Genomic DNA, 18,415 nt, shown 5'->3' on the forward strand with positions numbered 1-18,415 from the left:
TTGATGTGAGGCTGTTTCCCATGTTCGATCCGGTCATAGCGCCCAGCGGTACGCTGCTCGGCCTGCTCCAGCGGGGCCGCGGCGACGGCACGCTGCACGCGCTCACCGCCCCGCGCGCCGAGGCGCTCGCGGCCCTGAACCACTGTGTGCTGCGCGACCCCCGCCACGACTGGCAGGTGGAGAACCGCTCCCTGTACTACGCCCGGCTCTACCTCGACCTGAACGGCGAGCTGGACGCGATCGAGGCGCACCTCTTCGACCCCGAGGACGTCCTCGACACCGACGAGTCCCGCACCGGCCTCGCGCTCGCCGTGCTCGGGCACCTCGCCTCGTACGGCAGGCTGGACGCGCTCGCACTGCTGCGCAGGTACGCCGCCCACGGCAGCAACTGGGCCTGGGCCCTGGACGAGCTGGCCCTGCGGGACGACGACGCGGGCCTGCGCGCCCTCGCCGCCCCCGTGCTGGCCCGCTTCGCCACCGATGCCGAGGGCGAGGCCGAGCTGGCCGCCGCCGTCCGGGACGCCTTCGAGCCGCGGCCGTGGCGGTTGTGGGCCGAGGATCCGCGCGAATCGATCGCCACGCGTGTACGTGCCGCACAGGAGACCGGCTGTTTCGACCGCTGGCAGCGGCAGATGCGGCCCACCGGCCCGCGGCCCGGCTGGAGCGTGCGCGCCGTCTTCGAGTGGGCGCAATCGGGCATGGACCGCGGCGTCGCCCTCCATGTGCCGGCCGCCCGCTGTCTGGTCGCCGTGGCCGGCCCCGAGGACCGGCCGGAGATCGTCCAGGCCGCCCGGACCGGCACCGACGCGGCCCGCTGCACCGCGCTGCGCTATCTCGCCGACGGCAACGACCCGGACGCCCTCGAGCTGATCGAGGCCGCGGTCGCCGACGGCACGACGGTCGTCGTGGAGGCCGCCGTCGACGCCTTCGAACGGATGCGCAGCGTCGCCGCCGTCGAGCGCGCCCGTCGCTGGGCCCAGCGCCCCGACGCGCTCGGTGCAGCCGCCGGCCGCATGCTCGCCTGCCGGGGCGGGGCGCGCGACAAGGACCTCGTCCTCGGCGCCCTCCGTGAGGCCGTACGGGGTGAGGGCCCCGACGCACCCACCCTGTGGACCCTCGTCGACGGCGCCGGACGCCTCGGCATCGCCTGCGCCGCCCCCGTCCTGCGCCACATCTACCGCGAGACGGCCTCCTCCCACCTGCGCGGCCGTGCCGCCCACGCCCTGGCCGCCACCGACCCCTCCTTCGCCACCGGCTTCGCCGTCGAATGCCTGTGGGACTGCGAGGAGACCACCCGCGAGATCGCCGCCCGGCACGCCGAGACCGGCGACGCCCGGGTCGTGGAGCGCCTGCGCCGCCTGGCCGCCGATCCGGCCGAGGAGGCGGAGGTGCAGACCGCGGTACGCAGCCGCTTCGGCCCCGACGCCACCACCGGCTGACACCCCCACGCACGCATACGGCCCGGGCGGACGACCGCCCGCCGTGTGAACAACGGGTGACCCGCGGGTCAGGCGGCCATGACGGCCGTCTGACCTGCTCGGGTGTGCAGCACAACGCTCATGGGACGTTTCCCGAGCGGAAAGATCCAAGTTGACGCGGCCACGTCCAGCAGGGCGACAACACCCGTATGCGTGTCGTCATCGTGACCGAATCCTTTCCCCCCGATGTGAACGGCGTGGCCCACTGCGCGCTCCAGACCGCCCGGCACCTCGTAGATCGCGGTCACTCCCCGCTCGTCGTCGCGCCGGCCCCCGCCCCCGGCAGCGCGCCGGACACGGACGCCCCGTGCCCGGTCGTCCGTGTCCCCTCCCTCCCCCTCCCCGGCTACCCCCAGGTCCGCGTCGCCCTCCCCAGTCGACGCCTCGCCGCGGCACTGCTCGACCACCGCGCTGACCTGGTCCACCTCGCCAGCCCCTTCGTCCTCGGCGTCCGCGGCATGGCCGCCGCCGCCCGGCTCGGCATCCCCGCCGTCGCCGTCTACCAGACCGATCTCGCCGGGTACGCGCGTACGTACATGGGCGCCGGAGAGGCGGCGGCCTGGCGGCGGATCCGCTCCGTGCACGCCGCCGCCGACCGCACTCTGGCCCCGTCCAGCGCCGCCCTCGCCGACCTCGAGGCGCACGGCGTGCCCCGGGTCCGGCTCTGGCCGCGCGGCGTGGACACCGTACGTTTTCGGCCAGACCTCCGTGACGCGGCGCTGCGCCACGAACTCGCCCCGAACGGCGAGCTGATCGTCGGCTACGTCGGCCGGCTCGCGCCCGAGAAGCACGTCGAACTGCTCGCCGGCGTGTGCGGCCTGGACGGCGTCAAGGTCGTGATCGTCGGCGACGGGCCGAGCCACGCCCACCTCACCGAGGCCCTGCCCGGCGCCGTGTTCCTCGGCCGCCGCACCGGCGACGACCTCGCCCGGATCTTCGCCTCGCTCGACGTGTTCGCGCACACCGGCCCCTTCGAGACGTTCTGCCAGACCGTCCAGGAGGCCATGGCCAGCGGCGTCCCGGTCGTCGCGCCCGCCGCCGGCGGACCGCTCGACCTCGTCGCGCACGAGCGCACCGGACTGCTCGTCCCGCCGTGCGACACCGACGCCGTGACGGAGGCCGTGCGCACCCTGGCCGCCGACCCCGAACGCCGGGCCACGTACGGCCTCGCCGCCCGCACGATGGTCGAGGGCCGCACCTGGGCCGCCGTGGGTGACCAGCTCATCGGCCACTACGGCGACGTCCTCGCGGCCCGCAGGACGGTGGTGGCGGCATGACCGGCCCGTCCCTGCGCATCGTCCGGCTCGCCAACTTCGTCGCACCCGCCTCCGGCGGCCTGCGCACCGCCCTGCGTGAACTGGGCAAGGGCTTCGCCGCGGCCGGCCACGAGCCGGTGCTGATCGTGCCCGGCGAGCGCCACACCGACCAGGAAACCGAGCAGGGCCGGGTCATCACCCTGCCCGGCCCGCAGCTGCCTGGCACCGGCGGCTACCGCGTCCTCACCGACAAGCGGCGTGTGGCCGCTCTCCTGGAGGAGCTGGCCCCGGACCGGCTGGAGGTCTCCGACCGCACGACCCTGCGCTGGACCGGCCGCTGGGCCCGACGCGCGCGCGTGCCCGCCGTGATGGTCTCCCACGAGACCGCCGACGGCGTGCTGCGCACCTGGGGTCTGTCCGAGAACCTCTCCCGGCGGGCCGCCGACGCCCTCAACACCCGTACCGCGCACGTCTACTCGCGGGTGGTGTGCACCACGGAGTTCGCCGAGCGCGAGTTCGTACGCATCGGCGCGCGCAACGTCGTACGCGCCCCCCTGGGCGTCGACCTGATGGAACGCCACCCCGCACTGCGCGACCCCGGGCTGCGTGACCGCCACGCGCGCGGGGACGAGGCGCTGCTCGTGATGTGTTCACGGTTGTCCGTCGAGAAGCGTCCCGGCAACGCCCTGGACGCCCTGGAGGTGCTGCTGCGGCGCGGCCGGCGGGCGGTGCTCGTGGTCGCCGGGGACGGACCGCTCCGGCCCCGGCTGGAGCAGCGCGCGCGGGAGCGGGGGCTGCCGGTGACCTTCCTGGGGCACGTCTCCGACCGGACCGTGCTCGGGGCGCTCCAGGCGTCCGCCGACGTGGCCCTCGCCCCCGGGCCGGCCGAGACGTTCGGGCTGGCCGCCCTGGAGGCCATGGCCTGCGGCACGCCCGTCGTGGCGAGCGCGTCCTCCGCGCTGCCCGAGGTGATCGGGTCCGCGGGCGCTACGGCGGCCAATCGCGGCGAGGCCTTCGCCGACGCCGTGGACATGCTGCTGGAGCGGGGCGAGCGTGAGCGCCGCGAGGCGGCACGCGCGCGTGCGGAGTGCTTCGGCTGGGGCACGGCCGTGGAGGCGTTCCTGGCGGCCCACGACGCCGAGGTGCTCCCTCGCATGCGCACCGAACGCACCACCGGACCCGCCAACGGGCGCACCGTGCCGGAGGGCGTGGCATGAGAACCGTCCGTTTCGCCGCCCTCGGTGACTCGCTGACCGAGGGCGTGGGCGACCCCGTCGGCACCGGCCGGCGGGGCTGGGCCGCGCTGCTGGCGCCGTGCCTCGCGGGCGAGGTGGAGTTCACCAATCTCGCCGTCAGCGGAGCGCAGACCCGGGACGTGCGGGAGCGGCAGACCCCGGCCGCCCTCGAACTCCGCCCGGACGTGGCGTCCGTGGTCATCGGCGTCAACGACACCCTGCGCCACACCTTCGACATCCGCGCGGTGACCGCCCACCTCGACGAGGTCTACGCCGCCCTCACCCGGCAGGGCGCCACCCTGCTCACCGCCTGCCTGCCCGACCCCGGCGCGATGCTGGGCCTCCCGGGCGCCCTCGCCCGCCCGCTGGCCCGCCGGCAGCGGGCGGTCAACACGGTTGTCCACGCGCTCTCCGAGCGGTACGGCGCCGTCCACCTGCACGCGGCGGGCGGGGCCTGGATCACCGACCGGGCCCTGTGGAGCGCGGACCGGCTGCACCCCGGCGAGCGCGGGCACCGGCAGCTCGCCGTCCGCTTCCACGCCCTGCTCGCCGAGGCGGGCCGGGCGACCGGCGAACCGCCCTCGCCCGAGCCGGAGTTCCCCGCACCGACCCGCACGGCGAGCCTGCTGTGGCTGGCCACCGCGGGCACCGGCTGGGTGGCCCGGCGGTGCAGGGACCTGCTGCCCCAGCTGCTGCGCCTCGCCGCCGACGAGATGTGCCACCGGGCCCGCGGGACCAGCGCCCGCCTCGACCTGAGCGCGTCGGCGGCGGTGTCCGCGGCCCTGGCCGCCCTGCCGGAGAGCCCCGCCGGGGGCGCGGTCGCCGAGACACCGCTGCGCCGCACCGTCCCCGTGCCGAACCGCATCGTGACGCCCGAGGGCGCGGAGGTGGTGGTCAACGGCGTGGCGTAGGGGACCCGGGCAGCGGAGTGAGGTAGTGGATTGTTCAACGATCTGGCGATGCCCATGTTGTCTCGTTCCGCTTGCCTGCGATTGAATTCCCGGCATGGCAGAGCAGCTGACGGGACTGGCCGGCGACCGGGCCCTTCTCGGGCGTACGAGCACGGCGGAGCGGGTGTCGGACATCCTCCGGAGCCGTATCGCCGAAGGGTACTTCCCGCCCGGCACCCGGCTGTCGGAGGACGGCATCGGCGGGGCGCTCGGGGTCTCCCGCAACACGCTGCGCGAGGCCTTCCGGCTGCTCACGCACGAACGCCTGCTGGTCCACGAGCTCAACCGGGGGGTGTTCGTCCGGGTCCTGACCGTCGAGGACGTCGAGGACATCTACCGGGCGCGCACCCTGGTCGAGTGCGCCGTCGTCCGTGGACTCGGCGAACCGCCGTACCCGCTGGACGCCCTCGCCGCCGCGGTCGCCGAGGGTGAGACGGCCGCCGCCGCGAGCGACTGGAAGGCCCTGGGCACCGCCAACATCCACTTCCACCGCGAGCTCGTCGCCCTCGCCGGCAGCGAACGCACCGACGAACTGATGCGCAGCGTCTTCGCCGAACTCCGGCTCGCCTTCCACGTCGTGGACGACCCGCGCCGGCTGCACGAGCCGTACCTCGCCCGCAACCACCAGATCCTGCGGACGCTCCGGGCCGGCGACCGGCACGCGGCGGAACAGCTGTTGGAGACCTACCTCGCGGACTCGCTGGAGCGGGTGGTGGAGGTGTACCGGCGCAGGGTCGGCGAGGACACCGCCGGGGTCTCTTGAGCTTCTGTGACGCCCGTCGCTTCTGTGGTGTTTGGGTCGATGTCAGACCGAGGACCTAGTCTGTGCACCGTGACTTCGCCTGCATCGACGGACAGCGTTCCGCCCCAGCTCAGCGCGGGGCCGCGCCCGGCTCCGGGTCCGGCCGCCGACGAGGGGCTGGCGCGTCGGCTGCGCGCGCTCGCCTGCACCGCGCCGCTGCACGACCTCGACGCGCGCAAGGCCAACCTGGCCGGTGAGTACTCGGTGTACGGCATGGCCGAGGTGGCCCTGGCCGCCATCGACCTCGTCACGCTCAACATGGACTTCGACACCGGAGCCGACCACGAGCAGATCGTGGCCCGGCTGATCCCGCGCATCGCCGCCCAGGCCCCGCACCGTCCGGCCGGCGAGCACGAGCGCGTGGCCCGCTGGGTCCTGGAGAACCTGATCAACGTCGGCAGCGTCGACCGCGGCTTCCGCGCGGTGTACGGCACCTTCGGGCCGGACGGCACGTACGTCCGCCGGGACTACGACTTCAAGCTGATCGAAGAGGTCCCCGGCCCCGGCGGCACGGTCTACCTGCGCACGACCGACGAAGCCGTCAACGTCCTGGTCGGCGCCCTCGACACCGACGTGACGAGCGCCCAGATCGCCGCCGAGGTCAAGCTCGAGGTGCTGATCAGCCGCGGCCGCCTCGCCGACGCCCAGCTCGCCGCCGAACAGGCCCGCTACCGCACGGTGCAGTACTCCGAGACCCTGCGCCGCGCCCTGGAGGCCACCCGGCGCAACGTCCGCGCGGTCGACTGGCTCAGCGCCGTGCCCGACATGATCGCCGAGGCCCTGGACCACGTGGCCGACCGCTACCGCCACGAGAACGCGATCCTCACCAACATCCGCAGGGCCCGCGACGAGACCGAGGAGCCCGAGCACAAGCGCCGCGCCGCCGAACTCGTCGACATCGTCAAGGACTGCATCCGGCGGCACACCCAGCTCCAGTCGCGCCTGCTGGAAGCGGGCCCGCTGTTCCGCGCCGAGCAGGACCGGCAGGCCTTCGCCACGCCGGCGGCGACATCCGGGATAGACCTGTACGGCCATCTCGTCGCCCCCGTCCTCCCGCTGCCCCTGGAGCAGGCGATCCGGATCACGGACGCGTTCTTCGCCCGGGGCACGGGTCTGCGGACGCCGGTCTCCGTGCGCGTGGCGGACCTCGTCGACATCCTGCTGACGCCGCCGGTCGAGCGGGAGCACCTCGGCGCGGAGATGCCCGAACCCGACCTGATCGCGACGCCGGACGACAGCCGGTTCAGCGAGGAACAACTGGCCGTCGCCACGGAACTGCTGGACCTTCCCGCGGACGCGCCGCGCAGACTCTCGGGACTGCTGGCCGAGGCCCGGCGGACCGGGGACCCCGATCTGGCCTATCTCGTGGCCCTGTTGGCGGTCCACGCGGCCAGTCCGGCCGTCGGCACCGCCTACCGGCAGGGCGAGGAGAAGCTGCTGTTCGCCGTCGACGACGGGACCGAGCTGGACGATCCCGAGTTCGGCGGGGCCGATCTCATCGTGGGGACCGCGCTGCTGGACGCCGCGGGGATGGCGGCGGACCGGACGGAAGCAGCATGAGCAAGCAGGAACGCGACAAGGAGCCGAAGCCGTGACCGAGCACGTCGACCGGAGTGAGCCCGAGCCCGCCGCCGTGCCGGCCGGTTCCGCCGTCACCCCCGCCGACGCCGCCGACGCGGCGCGGCTCGTCGCCTTCGGGCTGCAGCCCAAACTGCAGCCCGCGCGCGACCAGGAGTACACCGAGCTGCTGCGCCGGTACCGCGAGGACCCCGCGTTCGCGCGGATCGCCGACGCCGTCGCCGCCGGTCTCGGACTCGTCGTGCTGGAGGTCTCCCCGCGCGCGGGGATGGCCGTGACGGCCGCCGAGGACTCGGTGTTCGCCGTCCGCATGGGCGACTACGCGCGTCGCACCGCCGCCGACTCCGGCGACCGCTTCCTGCACGGGCTCGCCCATCTCGCCGCCGCCGCACTGGCGTTCCCGCGCCCCGAGGACCTGGCCGACGACTCCTACATCGGCCGCGTCACGGTCAACGGTGTCGACGCCTTCGTACGGCAGGCCTGCCGGCGCCTGGAGGAGCGGGCCGAGGAGCAGGGCGAGAACACAGACCCGGCGACCGACGCGCCCGGTCTCGAGGCCGCCTGGCGGATCTGGGCCAGACGCAGCGCCACCGGCGCCACCAAGGACGCCCGCCGGCCGGCCGCCTCCACCACCGGCATCGTCGCGAAGGCCCTGGCCTTCCTCACCGACTCGGGTTTCCTGCAGCGCACCGGCGACGGCGGCGGCGGCACCTACCGCACCACGGCCCGCTACCAGCTCCAGGTCCGCGACATGGCCGGCGCCGCCGCCATGGCCGAACTGCTCGAGCTGGGCGTCGTCCCGGTGACCGACGGCACCCCCAGCCTGCTGCCCGCCGAGGACACCGAGGACCTGGAGCTGGTGGCCGAAGCCGGGCTGCCGTTCCACTCCTGACGCCCCAGAACCACCGCACATCTTCCGAAGACTTACGACGAGAGTCCGCCATGTACGAGCTGTCCCGGGTCCGCCTCTTCTCCATCGGGCCCGCCGGTGCGCGCTACGCCGACACCGTGCTTGACCTGCGGGGCGTGGGCGAGCCCGTGCCCGACCCGGCGCCCACGCAGGCGGAGTTCTTCGAGGAGGAGCCGGCCGGCCCGCCGCGCCGGCCCGCGCCCGCGGGCGTGCTGTTCCTGGAGAACGGCGGCGGCAAGTCCGTCCTGCTGAAGCTGATCTTCTCGGTGATGCTGCCGGGCCACCGCAACACCCTCGGCGGCGCCAGCTCCGGCGTGCTGCGCAAGTTCCTGCTCGCCGACGACTGCGGGCACGTCGCGCTGGAGTGGCAGCACGTGCAGACCGGCGAGTGCGTCGTCGTCGGCAAGGTCAGCGAGTGGCGCGGACGGCAGGTCTCCAACGACCCGCGCAAGTTCGCCGAGGCCTGGTACTCGTTCCGGCCCGGCCCGGGGCTGAGCCTGGACAACCTGCCGGTCGCCGAGTCCACCGCCGTACGGCCGCCCGTCGAGGGCGCCTCGGGCGCCCAGGGCCGGCGCCGCACCATGAAGGGCTTCCGCGACGCGTTCACCGAGGCGGGCAAGGCGTACCCGCACCTCGAAGTGCACTGGGAGGAGATCCACGACCGCTGGACCGAACACCTCGGTGACCTCGGCCTCGACCCCGAACTCTTCCGCTACCAGCGGGAGATGAACGCCGACGAGGGCGAGGCGGCCGGACTCTTCGCGGTGAAGAAGGACTCCGACTTCACCGATCTGCTGCTGCGCGCGGTCACCGACACCCGCGACACCGACGGACTCGCCGACCTCGTCAGCGGCTTCGGCAACAAGCTCGGCCGGCGCGCCGAGCTGATCGCCGAACGCGACTTCACCGCCGGGTCGGTCGACCTGCTCGGGCGCATCGTCGAGGCCGCCGAGGCGCGTTCACGCGCGCGTGACATCCACGCCGGCGCCGAGCGCCGCACCCGCACCCTCGCCCGGCGGCTGTCCGCGCGGGCCGTACAGGAGCGGGTGCGCGCCGCCGACCTCGCCCAGCGGGTCACGGCCGCCGCGTACGCCGTCACGCACTCCGAGGGCGCCCGGGAGCGCAGCGCCCTGATCGCCGCCGAACTCGCCTACCGGCATGCCTCGTTGGCGCTCGCCGCCGCCGAGAAGTCCGCCGCCGCGCAGAAGCGCGAGCTGGCCGACGCCCGTACCCTGCACTCTGCCTGGCAGGCCGCCGAGGCCGTGCTGCGGCATCGCGCCGCTGCCGACCGCGTCGCGCGCGTGTCCGCCGCGATCCAGGAGGCCGAGCGGGACGCCGCCCCGGCGCTCGCCGCCCGCGCCAAGGCCGCCGTGGACCTCGTACGGGCCCTGCACGCGGCCGCCGGGAGCGCCGAGACCCTCGCCAACGAGGAGGAGGAGCGTTCCGCCGCCCTCCAGGAGGCCGGCGACAGCGCCTACCGGGACTCCACCACGGCCGCCACCGAGGCCCAGCGCGCCCGCAGCGAGGCCGGGCACCTGCGCCAGCGCCTCGCCGAGGTCGAGCAGGAGACCGCCGAGGCCGTCCGCGCGGGCTGGCTCGACGACAGCGCCCCGGACGCCGACCCGGCCCGGGCCGCGCTCGCCGCCAGCGATGCCGAGAAGACCGCCGTGGCCGCCTGGGACACGGCCCGCGAGGCCGCCCGCAGGGTCACCGAGCACGCGCGCGAGGCGGCGTCCGCCGAGTCCCGCGCCGAGTTGACGGCCGCCCGCGCGGCGGACGCGGCGACGGCCGCCGAGCGGGCTCACGAGGCCGAGCAGCGCCTCGCGGAGTCCCTCGCCGTGGAGGAGCGGCTCGCGGAACTGCTGAGCCTGCCGGGCGTTTCCGCGCCGGGCCGGGCCGACGTGCCCGGGCCCCGGACCGGAGCCGACGACATCCCGGGCGGCCCGGCCGGTACGGCAGCCGCCGGTGAGGTCGCGTCCGGTGACCGTTCCGGGGGGCCGGCCCCACACGGCCGTACGGGCGCTGCCCGGGACGCGTCGGCCGACGGGACCGGCACTGCCCGGACCCCGGCCGAAGGCCCCCTCACCCCCGAGGAACTCGACCGCTTCGCCGACGAGTTGCGCGAACTCCTCGACGACGCCGTGACGACCGCCGAACGGCATCTCTTCGAGCTGCGTACGGCCGCTGCCGACGACGCCCGGATCCTCGGCGCGCTCGGCGACGGCGGGCTGCTGCCGCCCGGCCCGGACGTGCTGGCCACCGTGGAGTTCCTCGGCGAGCACGGCATCCCCGCGCTGCCCGGCTGGCGGTATCTCGCGCAGTCCGTCGACCCCGCCGACCACGCGCGCGTGCTCGCCGCCCGGCCGGAACTGGTCGACGGCGTGATCATCACCGACCCGGACACGCACGCGCGTGCCCGCGAGGCCCTCGGCGACGCCGCCCTGCTGCCCCGTTCCACCGTGGCCGTCGGCACGGCCGCCGCGCTGCTCGCCCCGCCCCCCGCCGACACCGCCTCCTCCGCCGACGTCTTCCTCGTGCCGCCGAACCCGGCCATGCACGACGAACTCGCCGCCGACGAGGAGCGGCAGGCGCTGCGCGCACGGGCCACCGAGCGCGACGAGGAGATCCGCACCCTGGCCGCACGGCTCGGCAAGGACCGCGAACTGGCCGCCCGGCTCGCCTCCTGGCGCACCGGCTGCCCCGCCGGACGCCTCACCGAACTGGCCCGGGACGCCCAGGAGGCCCGCGCGTTCGCCGAGGAGACCGAGGCGGAACTGGCCGAGGCACGCACCGTGCGCGCGGAGGCCGAGGAGACCGCCGCCGAGGCGGTCCAGGTGCGCGACGAGCGTCAGGAGGCCGCGCAGAAGGCCCGCCGCGCCGCCGACGCCCTCGCCGGCCTCGCCTTCCGGCTCCGCGAGCGGGCCGGCTGGCAGGTGAAACTGCGCGAACTCGCCGACGAGGCCGCCGAGTCCGAGGCCCGTGCCCAGGTCTGCCTGGACCGCGCCCGCGCCGCCGACGAGGACCGGCGTGCCGCCCAGCGTGCCGCCGACGACGCCCGCCGCACCGCGCGTGCGCTGCGCGCCGAGCGCTCCGAGATCGCCGGCGCTCCCGATGACGTACCGGTCGAGGACGCGGACGCCCCGAAGGCCTCCCTGCCCGCCCTCCGCGAGGCCTACCGGGCCGCCTCCCAGGTGTACGAGAAGGTCGGCGTCGGCGCCGACCTGCGCGCCGAGCAGGCGCGCGCGGAGAGCGACGAGAGCGCAGCCCGCGCCGAACTGGACCGGCTCAGCAACAAGGTGCGTACCCGCGCCGAGCAGCTGCTTCAGTCGCCCGACGGCTCCGACGGTCCCTCCCGGCAGGCGGCCGCCGCGCGTGCCGAGGAGCTGGTCCAGCTCCTGGAGACCCGCATGTCCACCGCGAGCGAGCAGCTCGGCCGGCTGCGCGGCGAGGCCGAGCGGCACGCCCCCGGGGACGGCGAGGCGCACACCGAGCTGCCGGAGGATCTCGTGCCGCGCGACGCCGAGCACGCCCAGGCGCTCCTGCGCACCGCCACGACCGAACTCGCCGTCCGCACCGAGGCGCTGGCCGAGGCCCGCGAGGCGCACGCGGAGCTGCAGGACGCGCACCGGGCCGCCGAGGACGCGGCCGGCGGCTTCGACGAGATCGCCGCGATGCTCCGCGACCTGCTGCGCGAGCACGCCCCCGAGGAGGAGCAGGAGGAGCCGCAGCCGTACCCCGGCAGCCTGGAGGAGGCCCGGCACTCCGCGGCCGAGGCCCGCCGCTCACTGCGCGGCTGCGCCGCCGACCTGTCCGCCGCCGAGTCGGCCGTGCGCGAGGCCGGCGACGTCCTCGTCCGGCACGCCAACTCCACACGCTACGAGCAGGTCCGCACCCCCGCCCGGCAGCAGATCCGCGAACTGCCCGCCTCCGCGCTGCCCGAGCACGCCCAGAAGTGGGCCGACGCCTTCGCGCCCCGACTGCGCGTTCTCACGGACGAGTTGGCGCAGCTGGAGCGCAACCGGGACTCGATCGTGGACCGGCTGCGTGGACTCGTGGAGTCGGCCCTCGCCACGCTGCGCTCCGCCCAGCGGCTCTCCCGGCTGCCCGAGGGGCTCGGGGAGTGGTCCGGTCAGGAGTTCCTGCGCATCCGTTTCGAGGAGCCCGACCAGGCCACGCTCACCGAACGCCTCGGCGAGGTCATCGACGAGGCCACGCGCGCGGCCGTGAAGAAGAACTCCGACCTGCGCCGCGACGGCATGTCCCTGCTGCTGCGCGGAGTCGCGGCGGCGCTGCAGCCGAAGGGCGTGGCGGTCGAGATCCTCAAGCCCGACGCCGTGCTGCGCGCCGAGCGCGTCCCCGTCGGCCAGATGGGCGACGTGTTCTCAGGCGGTCAGCTGCTCACCGCCGCCATCGCGCTGTACTGCACGATGGCCGCCCTGCGCTCCAACGACCGGGGCCGCGACAAGCACCGGCACGCCGGCACGCTGTTCCTGGACAACCCGATCGGCCGCGCCAACGCCACGTACCTGCTGGAGCTGCAGCGTGCCGTGTCCGACGCGCTCGGCGTCCAGCTGCTCTACACCACCGGCCTGTTCGACACGACCGCCCTCGCCGAGTTCCCGCTGGTCATCCGCCTGCGCAACGACGCCGACCTCAGGGCGGGCCTGAAGTACATCAGCGTCGAGGAACACCTCCGGCCCGGACTGCCCCAGCAGCCCCAGGCCGGAGAGGCGGTGCACAGCGAGATCACGGCGACCCGGATGTTCAAGAAACCGGCGTGACCGTCGGACGGCGGGCGGGGCTCCGCCGGCCCCGGGTCACGGGTGGGACAGCTGACCTGCGCCGCCGGGTATCCGCTCCTGCTCGCGCGGTGCGGCCCCCTCCCGGCGCCGGCGGGCCCGCCGCTCGCGGCGCAGGGTGCGGGCCGTGCTGCTCGGCTCGGAGACCACGCCGTACCGCTGGTTCCACACCTGGCGGGTGACCCACACGTCGACCACCGCCCAGGTGGCCACCACCGTGCTCACCACGCTGCTGATCACCATGGGGAAGGCCAGCCAGGACCCGGCCATCGTGCACAGGAAGGCCACCATCGCCTGGATCAGCGTCACCGCGATGATCAAGAGCGCCCGCACCGCCGCCGTACGCACCGGATCGGGCATCGGGTGCCGGCGGGCGGGTTCCTCGATCCACAACGCCCGGTAGTCCGGATGCCGTTCATGGCCGACGGGCTCCCTGACACGCCCCCGCGCCGGAATGTCGCGATCCGGCTCCCCGTGCCCCCGCCGCGCCGCCGTGCGCTCCACGCGCGCTTCACGCCGCTCCGCCGTCCCCATCACCGTGTCACTCCCCACCGCCGGCTGACCGCTCGCCCCGGAGTCCCAGGACTCCGACTCCCCAGTGGCTGCCCGGCTTGCGCAGTTTTACGCCGCCGGGGTGCGGGATGCGGCACCTGTGGCCCATTCCGCCCCCATCTCCCATGGACAAGGACGAACGAGAGCGTCCGAAGATTCCCCACCGGCGAAAAAATCCAGCCAACCGCTTGGCCGTGTCGCCCCGCTCGGGCCCGAGGCGGCCACTTGATTGCGGCGGCAATCTCCCGCAATGCCCGGACAACTCGCCATCTCTCGCCGCCGGAGCGGAAGTTCGCCCTCCGGACATGTCTTCGAGTTAACTGTGAGGCGGTAGTAGGCTCGCGCCGTTTGTTGACGCACATGTGCACCCCCGGCCGGCGGGGGTCGAGCTGGGGGAGGCCATGCGCTTTCGCGGGAAGTCGATCCGCCGGAAGATCGTGGCGCTGCTTCTCGTGCCGCTGGTGTCCCTGGCCGCCATCTGGGGCTTCGCCACGGTACTGACCGGGCGCGAGGTCACCCGGCTGTTCCACGCCACCGACGTCACCAAGGAGATCGGCTACCCCACCGAGGACACCGTCCGCGCACTGCAGCAGGAACGCCGCCAGACCCTCGTCTACCTCGCCGACCCGCGCGCCGCCGACGCGCTCTCCGCACTGCAGCGCACCCGCACCGTCACCGACCGGGCGATCGTCAGGATCCGCCAGAACGCCGGGAACCACGACGTCGTCGACGGCATGGACGCAAGCGACAGCGAACGCCTCACCACCGTCCTGGACTCCTTCGCGGGCCTCGACTCCCTGCGCCACGGCGTCGAACAGCGAACGGTCGACCGCGCCCAGGCCCTCGACCTCTACAACCGCCTCGTCGACCCCTGTTACACCCTGCTCGACGCCCTCGACGGCGTGGACGACGTCGAACTGGACAAGCAGGCCCGCGCGATGGTCAACGTCACGCGCGCGCGTGAGCTTCTCTCCCGTGAGGACGCCCTGCTCGGCTCCTCCCTCGTCGTCGGCCGGCTCACCCGCGACGAGACCCGGGACATCTCCGGCCTCGTCGCCCAGCGCACCCTCCTGTACGACATCAGCCTGCCGCTGCTGCCCGCCGCAGAGCGCGACCGCTACGAACGCTTCTGGAAGAGCGCCGCCACCGCGCCGCTGCGCACGGCCGAACAGTCCGTCATCGGCGCGGACTCCGGCACGCCCCGCGACGTCACCGCCCCGGGCTGGGACTCCGCCGCGGCGAGCGTCCTGGACGAACTCGGCACCATGGACGACCAGGCCGGAGACCGCTTCCAGGACCGCACCCGCCCCGTGGCGATGACCGTCATCGTGCAGGCCGCCGTCGCGGGCCTGCTCGGCCTGATCGCCCTGCTGGTATCCCTCGTCCTGTCCGTCCGGGTCGGCCGCGGCCTCATCCGCGACCTGCGCCAGCTCCGCCTGGAGGCACACGAGGCCTCCGGCGTCCGGCTGCCCAGCGTGATGCGCCGGCTGTCCGTCGGTGAGCAGATCGACGTCGAGACCGAGGTGCCGCGCCTGGAGTACGACAAGAACGAGGTCGGCGAGGTCGGCCAGGCCCTCAACACCCTCCAGCGCGCGGCCGTCGAGGCCGCCGTCAAACAGGCCGAACTGCGCGCCGGTGTCTCCGAGGTGTTCGTCAACCTCGCCCGCCGCAGCCAGGTGCTGCTCCACAAACAGCTCACCCTGCTCGACACCATGGAACGCCGGACCGAGGACACCGACGAACTCGCCGACCTCTTCCGCCTGGACCACCTCACCACCCGCATGCGCCGGCACGCCGAGGGCCTGGTGATCCTCTCCGGCGCCGCGCCGTCCCGGCAGTGGCGCCGCCCGGTCCAGCTGATGGACATCGTCCGGGCCGCCGTCGCCGAGGTCGAGGACTACGAACGCATCGAGGTACGGCGCCTCCCGCGGGTCGCCGTCACCGGCCCCGCCGTCGCCGACCTCACCCACCTCGTGGCCGAACTCCTCGAGAACGCCACGGTCTTCTCGCCCCCGCACACCGCCGTCCAGGTCATCGGCGAGCGCGTCGCCAACGGCTTCACCCTGGAGATCCACGACCGGGGCCTCGGGATGACCGCCGAGGCACTCCTGGACGCCAACCTGCGCCTCGCCGAGACCCCCGAGTTCGAACTGTCCGACACCGACCGGCTCGGCCTCTTCGTGGTCAGCCGCCTCGCCCAGCGGCAGAACGTCCGCATCTCGCTCCAGCCGTCGCCGTACGGCGGCACCACCGCCGTCGTGTTCATCCCCGACGCGCTGCTGACCGACGACGTGCCGGACACCAACGGCCTCGGCTTCCGCCTGGACCGTGCCCGCCCGGCGAAGGAGGCCGGCCGGACGGCGGGCCGCGCCGGGGCGCCGGCGGAGCTGCCCGGCCTGCAGACCTCCCTGCTGGACGGCCCGGTCGAGCTGGAGGCGCCCGTCGACCTCGACGCCCTCGACGACTTCCCCGGCGCCCTGGGGGACGAGGACAGCGAGCGCGGCGGACTGTTCCGGCACCGCCGCTCCCGCTCTCGCGACGACGACGGTACGGCCTCCGCCGCCGACCGCGGCCCCGTACCGCTGCCGCGCCGCCAGACACCCAAACTGGTCAGCTCGCACGGCAAGCCCGTCACCGACCAGCGCCCCCGCCGCGACGTCCCCGACCAGCAGCCCACCACAGGCCCCCGCCACCCCGACCCGGGATCCCTCGCCCCACTGCCCGCCCGCCGACGCGGCACACCGGCCCGGCGTACCGGCGAATCGACCGACGGCGTCGAGGAACCCGGACCGACCCGTACGGACGGCGCCGTAGAGCCACCCGAGGTCCCGGCACTGCCCCGCCGCACCCGCACAAAGGCGACCACCACGACTCCGTCGCCCGAAGCGCCCGGTTCCGGCAACGGCGACTCCCTGCCCAGGGACGCCATGGCCCAGCCCGGCGACACGCGTCCGTCTGCCGCCGACGGGGTCCGATACGGCGACACCGCCCTGTCCGCCGACGCGACCCGGCCCGGCAACACCCTCCCGCCCGCTGCCGACCCTCCGCGCGGCACCGCGGACCTCACAGCCGGCGACGCGGCCCCCCATGCGGCCGTGGAGGCGGGCGGCACCGGGCCGTTGCCCCGACGGGTGCGTCAGGCCAGCCTGGCTCCCCAGCTCAAGCAGGACACCGTACGACGCGCCCGACGGACGGCACAGCCCGCCGACCGGGACGCCGAGGAGGTCCGCAGCCGGATGGCCTCGCTCCAGCGCGGCTGGCAGCGCGGCCGGGACGAGAACGCCGCGGGCGACGGGACCCGGAACGGCACAGCACCACGAACGACAAAGGGGGACGGTCGATGACCGCACCGAAGGCCACCGGCCACACGGCGAACAAGGGGGAGCTGAACTGGCTCCTGGACGACCTGGTCGACCGGGTCGCCAGCATCCGCAAGGCCGTCATCCTGTCCGGCGACGGGCTGCCCATGGGCGTGTCGCAGGACCTCACCAGGGAGGACGGCGAGCATCTGGCCGCCGTGGCGTCCGGCTTCCACAGCCTCGCCAAGGGCGTGGGCCGCCACTTCGACGCGGGCAGCGTCCGGCAGACCGTGGTCGAGCTGGACGACGCCTTCCTGTTCGTCACCGCCGCCGGGGACGGCAGCTGTCTCGCCGTCCTCTCCGAGGCCGACTCCGACGTCGGTCAGGTCGCCTACGAGATGACGCTTCTGGTCAAGCGGGTCGGCGTGCATCTGGGTACCTCCCCGCGCTCCGATCTGCCCGCGGGCGGGTAGTGGGATGACATGAGCGGAGACGGTCAGTCAAGAAGCCACTGGTTCGACGACGAGGCCGGACCGGTCGTCCGTCCGTACGCCATGACGCGCGGCCGCACCACCAGTCCGGCCCAGCACCGCCTCGACCTGATCGCGGTGGTCGTCACGGAGCCGGACGCGGGCGACCCCGACGCGGATCCGACGCTGTCGCCCGAACACGTGGCGATCGTCGGGCTGTGCCGGGACGAGCCCCAGTCGGTCGCCGAACTCGCCGCGGGGATCGACCTGCCGATCGGCGTGGTACGGGTTCTCATCGGCGATCTCGTGCACGCGGAACTCGTCCACGTCAGCCGGCCGATACCCCCGGCCGAGTTGCCGGACGAGGGCATTCTGCGGGACGTGATCAACGGCTTGCGGGCACTGTGACCGACCCCGGCCCCTTCGAGCGGGACCCAGGCAGAACTCGAGCAGGACTCAAGCAGGAGAAGAGACCGATGATCTTCGGGCGTGCTGAGCGCGGAAAGCCCCCGGTCGAGCCCGTCACGCTCAAGATCCTGGTGGCCGGCGGCTTCGGCGTGGGCAAGACGACCCTCGTCGGCGCGGTCAGCGAGATCAGGCCGCTGCGCACCGAGGAACTGCTCACCGAGGCCGGGCGCCCGGTCGACGACGTCAGCGGGGTGGAGGGCAAGCACACCACCACCGTGGCCATGGACTTCGGCCGCATCACCCTGCGCGAGGACCTGGTGCTGTACCTGTTCGGCACGCCTGGGCAGGAGCGGTTCTGGTTCATGTGGGACGAGCTGTCCGAGGGCGCCCTCGGCGCGGTCGTGCTCGCCGACACCCGCCGCCTGGAGGACTGCTTCGCCGCCGTCGACTACTTCGAACGGCGCTCCATCCCGTTCCTCGTCGCGGTCAACTGCTTCGAGGGGTCGGCCCGTTACCCGGCCGAGACGGTCCGCCAGGCCCTCGACCTGGACGACGACGTGCCTCTCGTCCTGTGCGACGCGCGTGACCGGGAATCGGCCAAGGAGGTGCTCATCGGCGTCGTCCAGCACGCGATGGACCACGCGGCCGACCTCCGCCAGCCCGCCGTCGGCTGACCAC

General features: G+C 74.4%; 13 protein-coding genes. 12 read left to right on the top strand and 1 reads right to left on the bottom strand.

Features of this window, described 5'->3' with window-relative positions:
* Positions 1-20 precede the first annotated feature (20 nt).
* The 8 genes from ACH47Z_RS11675 to ACH47Z_RS11710 all read left to right on the top strand — a co-directional run bounded on the left by ACH47Z_RS11675 (position 21) and on the right by ACH47Z_RS11710 (position 12,990).
* The gene (locus ACH47Z_RS11675) at positions 21-1,439 is read left to right on the top strand and encodes a HEAT repeat domain-containing protein (RefSeq protein WP_399073007.1); all 1,419 of its coding nucleotides are present in this window, start codon (positions 21-23) and stop codon (positions 1,437-1,439) included.
* 188 nt (positions 1,440-1,627) lie between these two features.
* Entirely contained in the window at positions 1,628-2,755 is a 1,128-nt protein-coding gene (locus ACH47Z_RS11680) for a glycosyltransferase family 4 protein (protein WP_399073008.1), read from the top strand.
* Positions 2,752-3,951, top strand: coding sequence for a glycosyltransferase (locus tag ACH47Z_RS11685; RefSeq protein ID WP_399073009.1), 1,200 nt, complete (start codon positions 2,752-2,754; stop codon positions 3,949-3,951). The genes ACH47Z_RS11680 and ACH47Z_RS11685 overlap by 4 nt, the downstream gene beginning before the upstream one ends.
* Positions 3,948-4,880, top strand: coding sequence for an SGNH/GDSL hydrolase family protein (locus ACH47Z_RS11690; protein WP_399073010.1), 933 nt, complete (start codon positions 3,948-3,950; stop codon positions 4,878-4,880). The genes ACH47Z_RS11685 and ACH47Z_RS11690 overlap by 4 nt, the downstream gene beginning before the upstream one ends.
* 94 nt (positions 4,881-4,974) lie before the next feature.
* Positions 4,975-5,682: a GntR family transcriptional regulator gene (locus tag ACH47Z_RS11695; protein WP_399073011.1), complete on the top strand. Its 708-nt coding sequence runs from the start codon at positions 4,975-4,977 to the stop codon at positions 5,680-5,682.
* Between the two features lie 69 nt (positions 5,683-5,751).
* Positions 5,752-7,281: a hypothetical protein gene (locus ACH47Z_RS11700; protein WP_399073012.1), complete on the top strand. Its 1,530-nt coding sequence runs from the start codon at positions 5,752-5,754 to the stop codon at positions 7,279-7,281.
* A gap of 31 nt (positions 7,282-7,312) precedes the next feature.
* On the top strand, positions 7,313-8,191 hold the full coding sequence (locus ACH47Z_RS11705; RefSeq protein ID WP_399073013.1) for a hypothetical protein: 879 nt from the start codon (positions 7,313-7,315) through the stop codon (positions 8,189-8,191).
* 50 nt (positions 8,192-8,241) lie between these two features.
* On the top strand, positions 8,242-12,990 hold the full coding sequence (locus tag ACH47Z_RS11710; protein ID WP_399073014.1) for a hypothetical protein: 4,749 nt from the start codon (positions 8,242-8,244) through the stop codon (positions 12,988-12,990).
* A gap of 36 nt (positions 12,991-13,026) precedes the next feature.
* Here ACH47Z_RS11710 and ACH47Z_RS11715 read toward each other — a convergent pair whose 3' ends face one another.
* Complete coding sequence (locus ACH47Z_RS11715; RefSeq protein WP_399073044.1) at positions 13,027-13,542, bottom strand: hypothetical protein; 516 nt, start codon at positions 13,540-13,542, stop codon at positions 13,027-13,029.
* Between the two features lie 419 nt (positions 13,543-13,961).
* Between ACH47Z_RS11715 and ACH47Z_RS11720 the strand changes: the two genes are divergently transcribed.
* From ACH47Z_RS11720 to ACH47Z_RS11735, 4 genes are all read left to right on the top strand, one after another.
* Positions 13,962-16,904, top strand: coding sequence for a nitrate- and nitrite sensing domain-containing protein (locus tag ACH47Z_RS11720; protein WP_399073015.1), 2,943 nt, complete (start codon positions 13,962-13,964; stop codon positions 16,902-16,904).
* Positions 16,901-17,332 (top strand): roadblock/LC7 domain-containing protein, encoded by a 432-nt coding sequence (locus tag ACH47Z_RS11725; protein ID WP_399073016.1) that lies wholly within the window; start codon positions 16,901-16,903, stop codon positions 17,330-17,332. Before ACH47Z_RS11720 ends, ACH47Z_RS11725 begins: the two co-directional genes overlap by 4 nt.
* Before the next feature lie 9 nt (positions 17,333-17,341).
* Complete coding sequence (locus ACH47Z_RS11730) at positions 17,342-17,737, top strand: DUF742 domain-containing protein (protein ID WP_399073017.1); 396 nt, start codon at positions 17,342-17,344, stop codon at positions 17,735-17,737.
* A gap of 68 nt (positions 17,738-17,805) precedes the next feature.
* Positions 17,806-18,411 carry a GTP-binding protein gene (locus tag ACH47Z_RS11735; protein WP_399073018.1) on the top strand — a complete coding sequence of 202 codons (606 nt, stop codon included), beginning with the start codon at positions 17,806-17,808 and terminating at the stop codon, positions 18,409-18,411.
* The last annotated feature ends 4 nt before the right edge of the window (positions 18,412-18,415 follow it).

Source organism: Streptomyces sp. NPDC020192, assembly GCF_044388685.1.
In the GTDB taxonomy this organism is placed as follows: domain Bacteria; phylum Actinomycetota; class Actinomycetes; order Streptomycetales; family Streptomycetaceae; genus Streptomyces.

Coding starts and splice junctions, on each gene's coding strand:
- ACH47Z_RS11675 (WP_399073007.1), top strand. CDS start 21: ATGTTCGATCCGGTCATAGCGCCCAGCGGTACGCTGCTCGGCCTGCTC.
- ACH47Z_RS11680 (WP_399073008.1), top strand. CDS start 1,628: ATGCGTGTCGTCATCGTGACCGAATCCTTTCCCCCCGATGTGAACGGC.
- ACH47Z_RS11685 (WP_399073009.1), top strand. CDS start 2,752: ATGACCGGCCCGTCCCTGCGCATCGTCCGGCTCGCCAACTTCGTCGCA.
- ACH47Z_RS11690 (WP_399073010.1), top strand. CDS start 3,948: ATGAGAACCGTCCGTTTCGCCGCCCTCGGTGACTCGCTGACCGAGGGC.
- ACH47Z_RS11695 (WP_399073011.1), top strand. CDS start 4,975: ATGGCAGAGCAGCTGACGGGACTGGCCGGCGACCGGGCCCTTCTCGGG.
- ACH47Z_RS11710 (WP_399073014.1), top strand. CDS start 8,242: ATGTACGAGCTGTCCCGGGTCCGCCTCTTCTCCATCGGGCCCGCCGGT.
- ACH47Z_RS11715 (WP_399073044.1), bottom strand. CDS start 13,542: ATGGGGACGGCGGAGCGGCGTGAAGCGCGCGTGGAGCGCACGGCGGCG.
- ACH47Z_RS11720 (WP_399073015.1), top strand. CDS start 13,962: ATGCGCTTTCGCGGGAAGTCGATCCGCCGGAAGATCGTGGCGCTGCTT.
- ACH47Z_RS11725 (WP_399073016.1), top strand. CDS start 16,901: ATGACCGCACCGAAGGCCACCGGCCACACGGCGAACAAGGGGGAGCTG.
- ACH47Z_RS11730 (WP_399073017.1), top strand. CDS start 17,342: ATGAGCGGAGACGGTCAGTCAAGAAGCCACTGGTTCGACGACGAGGCC.
- ACH47Z_RS11735 (WP_399073018.1), top strand. CDS start 17,806: ATGATCTTCGGGCGTGCTGAGCGCGGAAAGCCCCCGGTCGAGCCCGTC.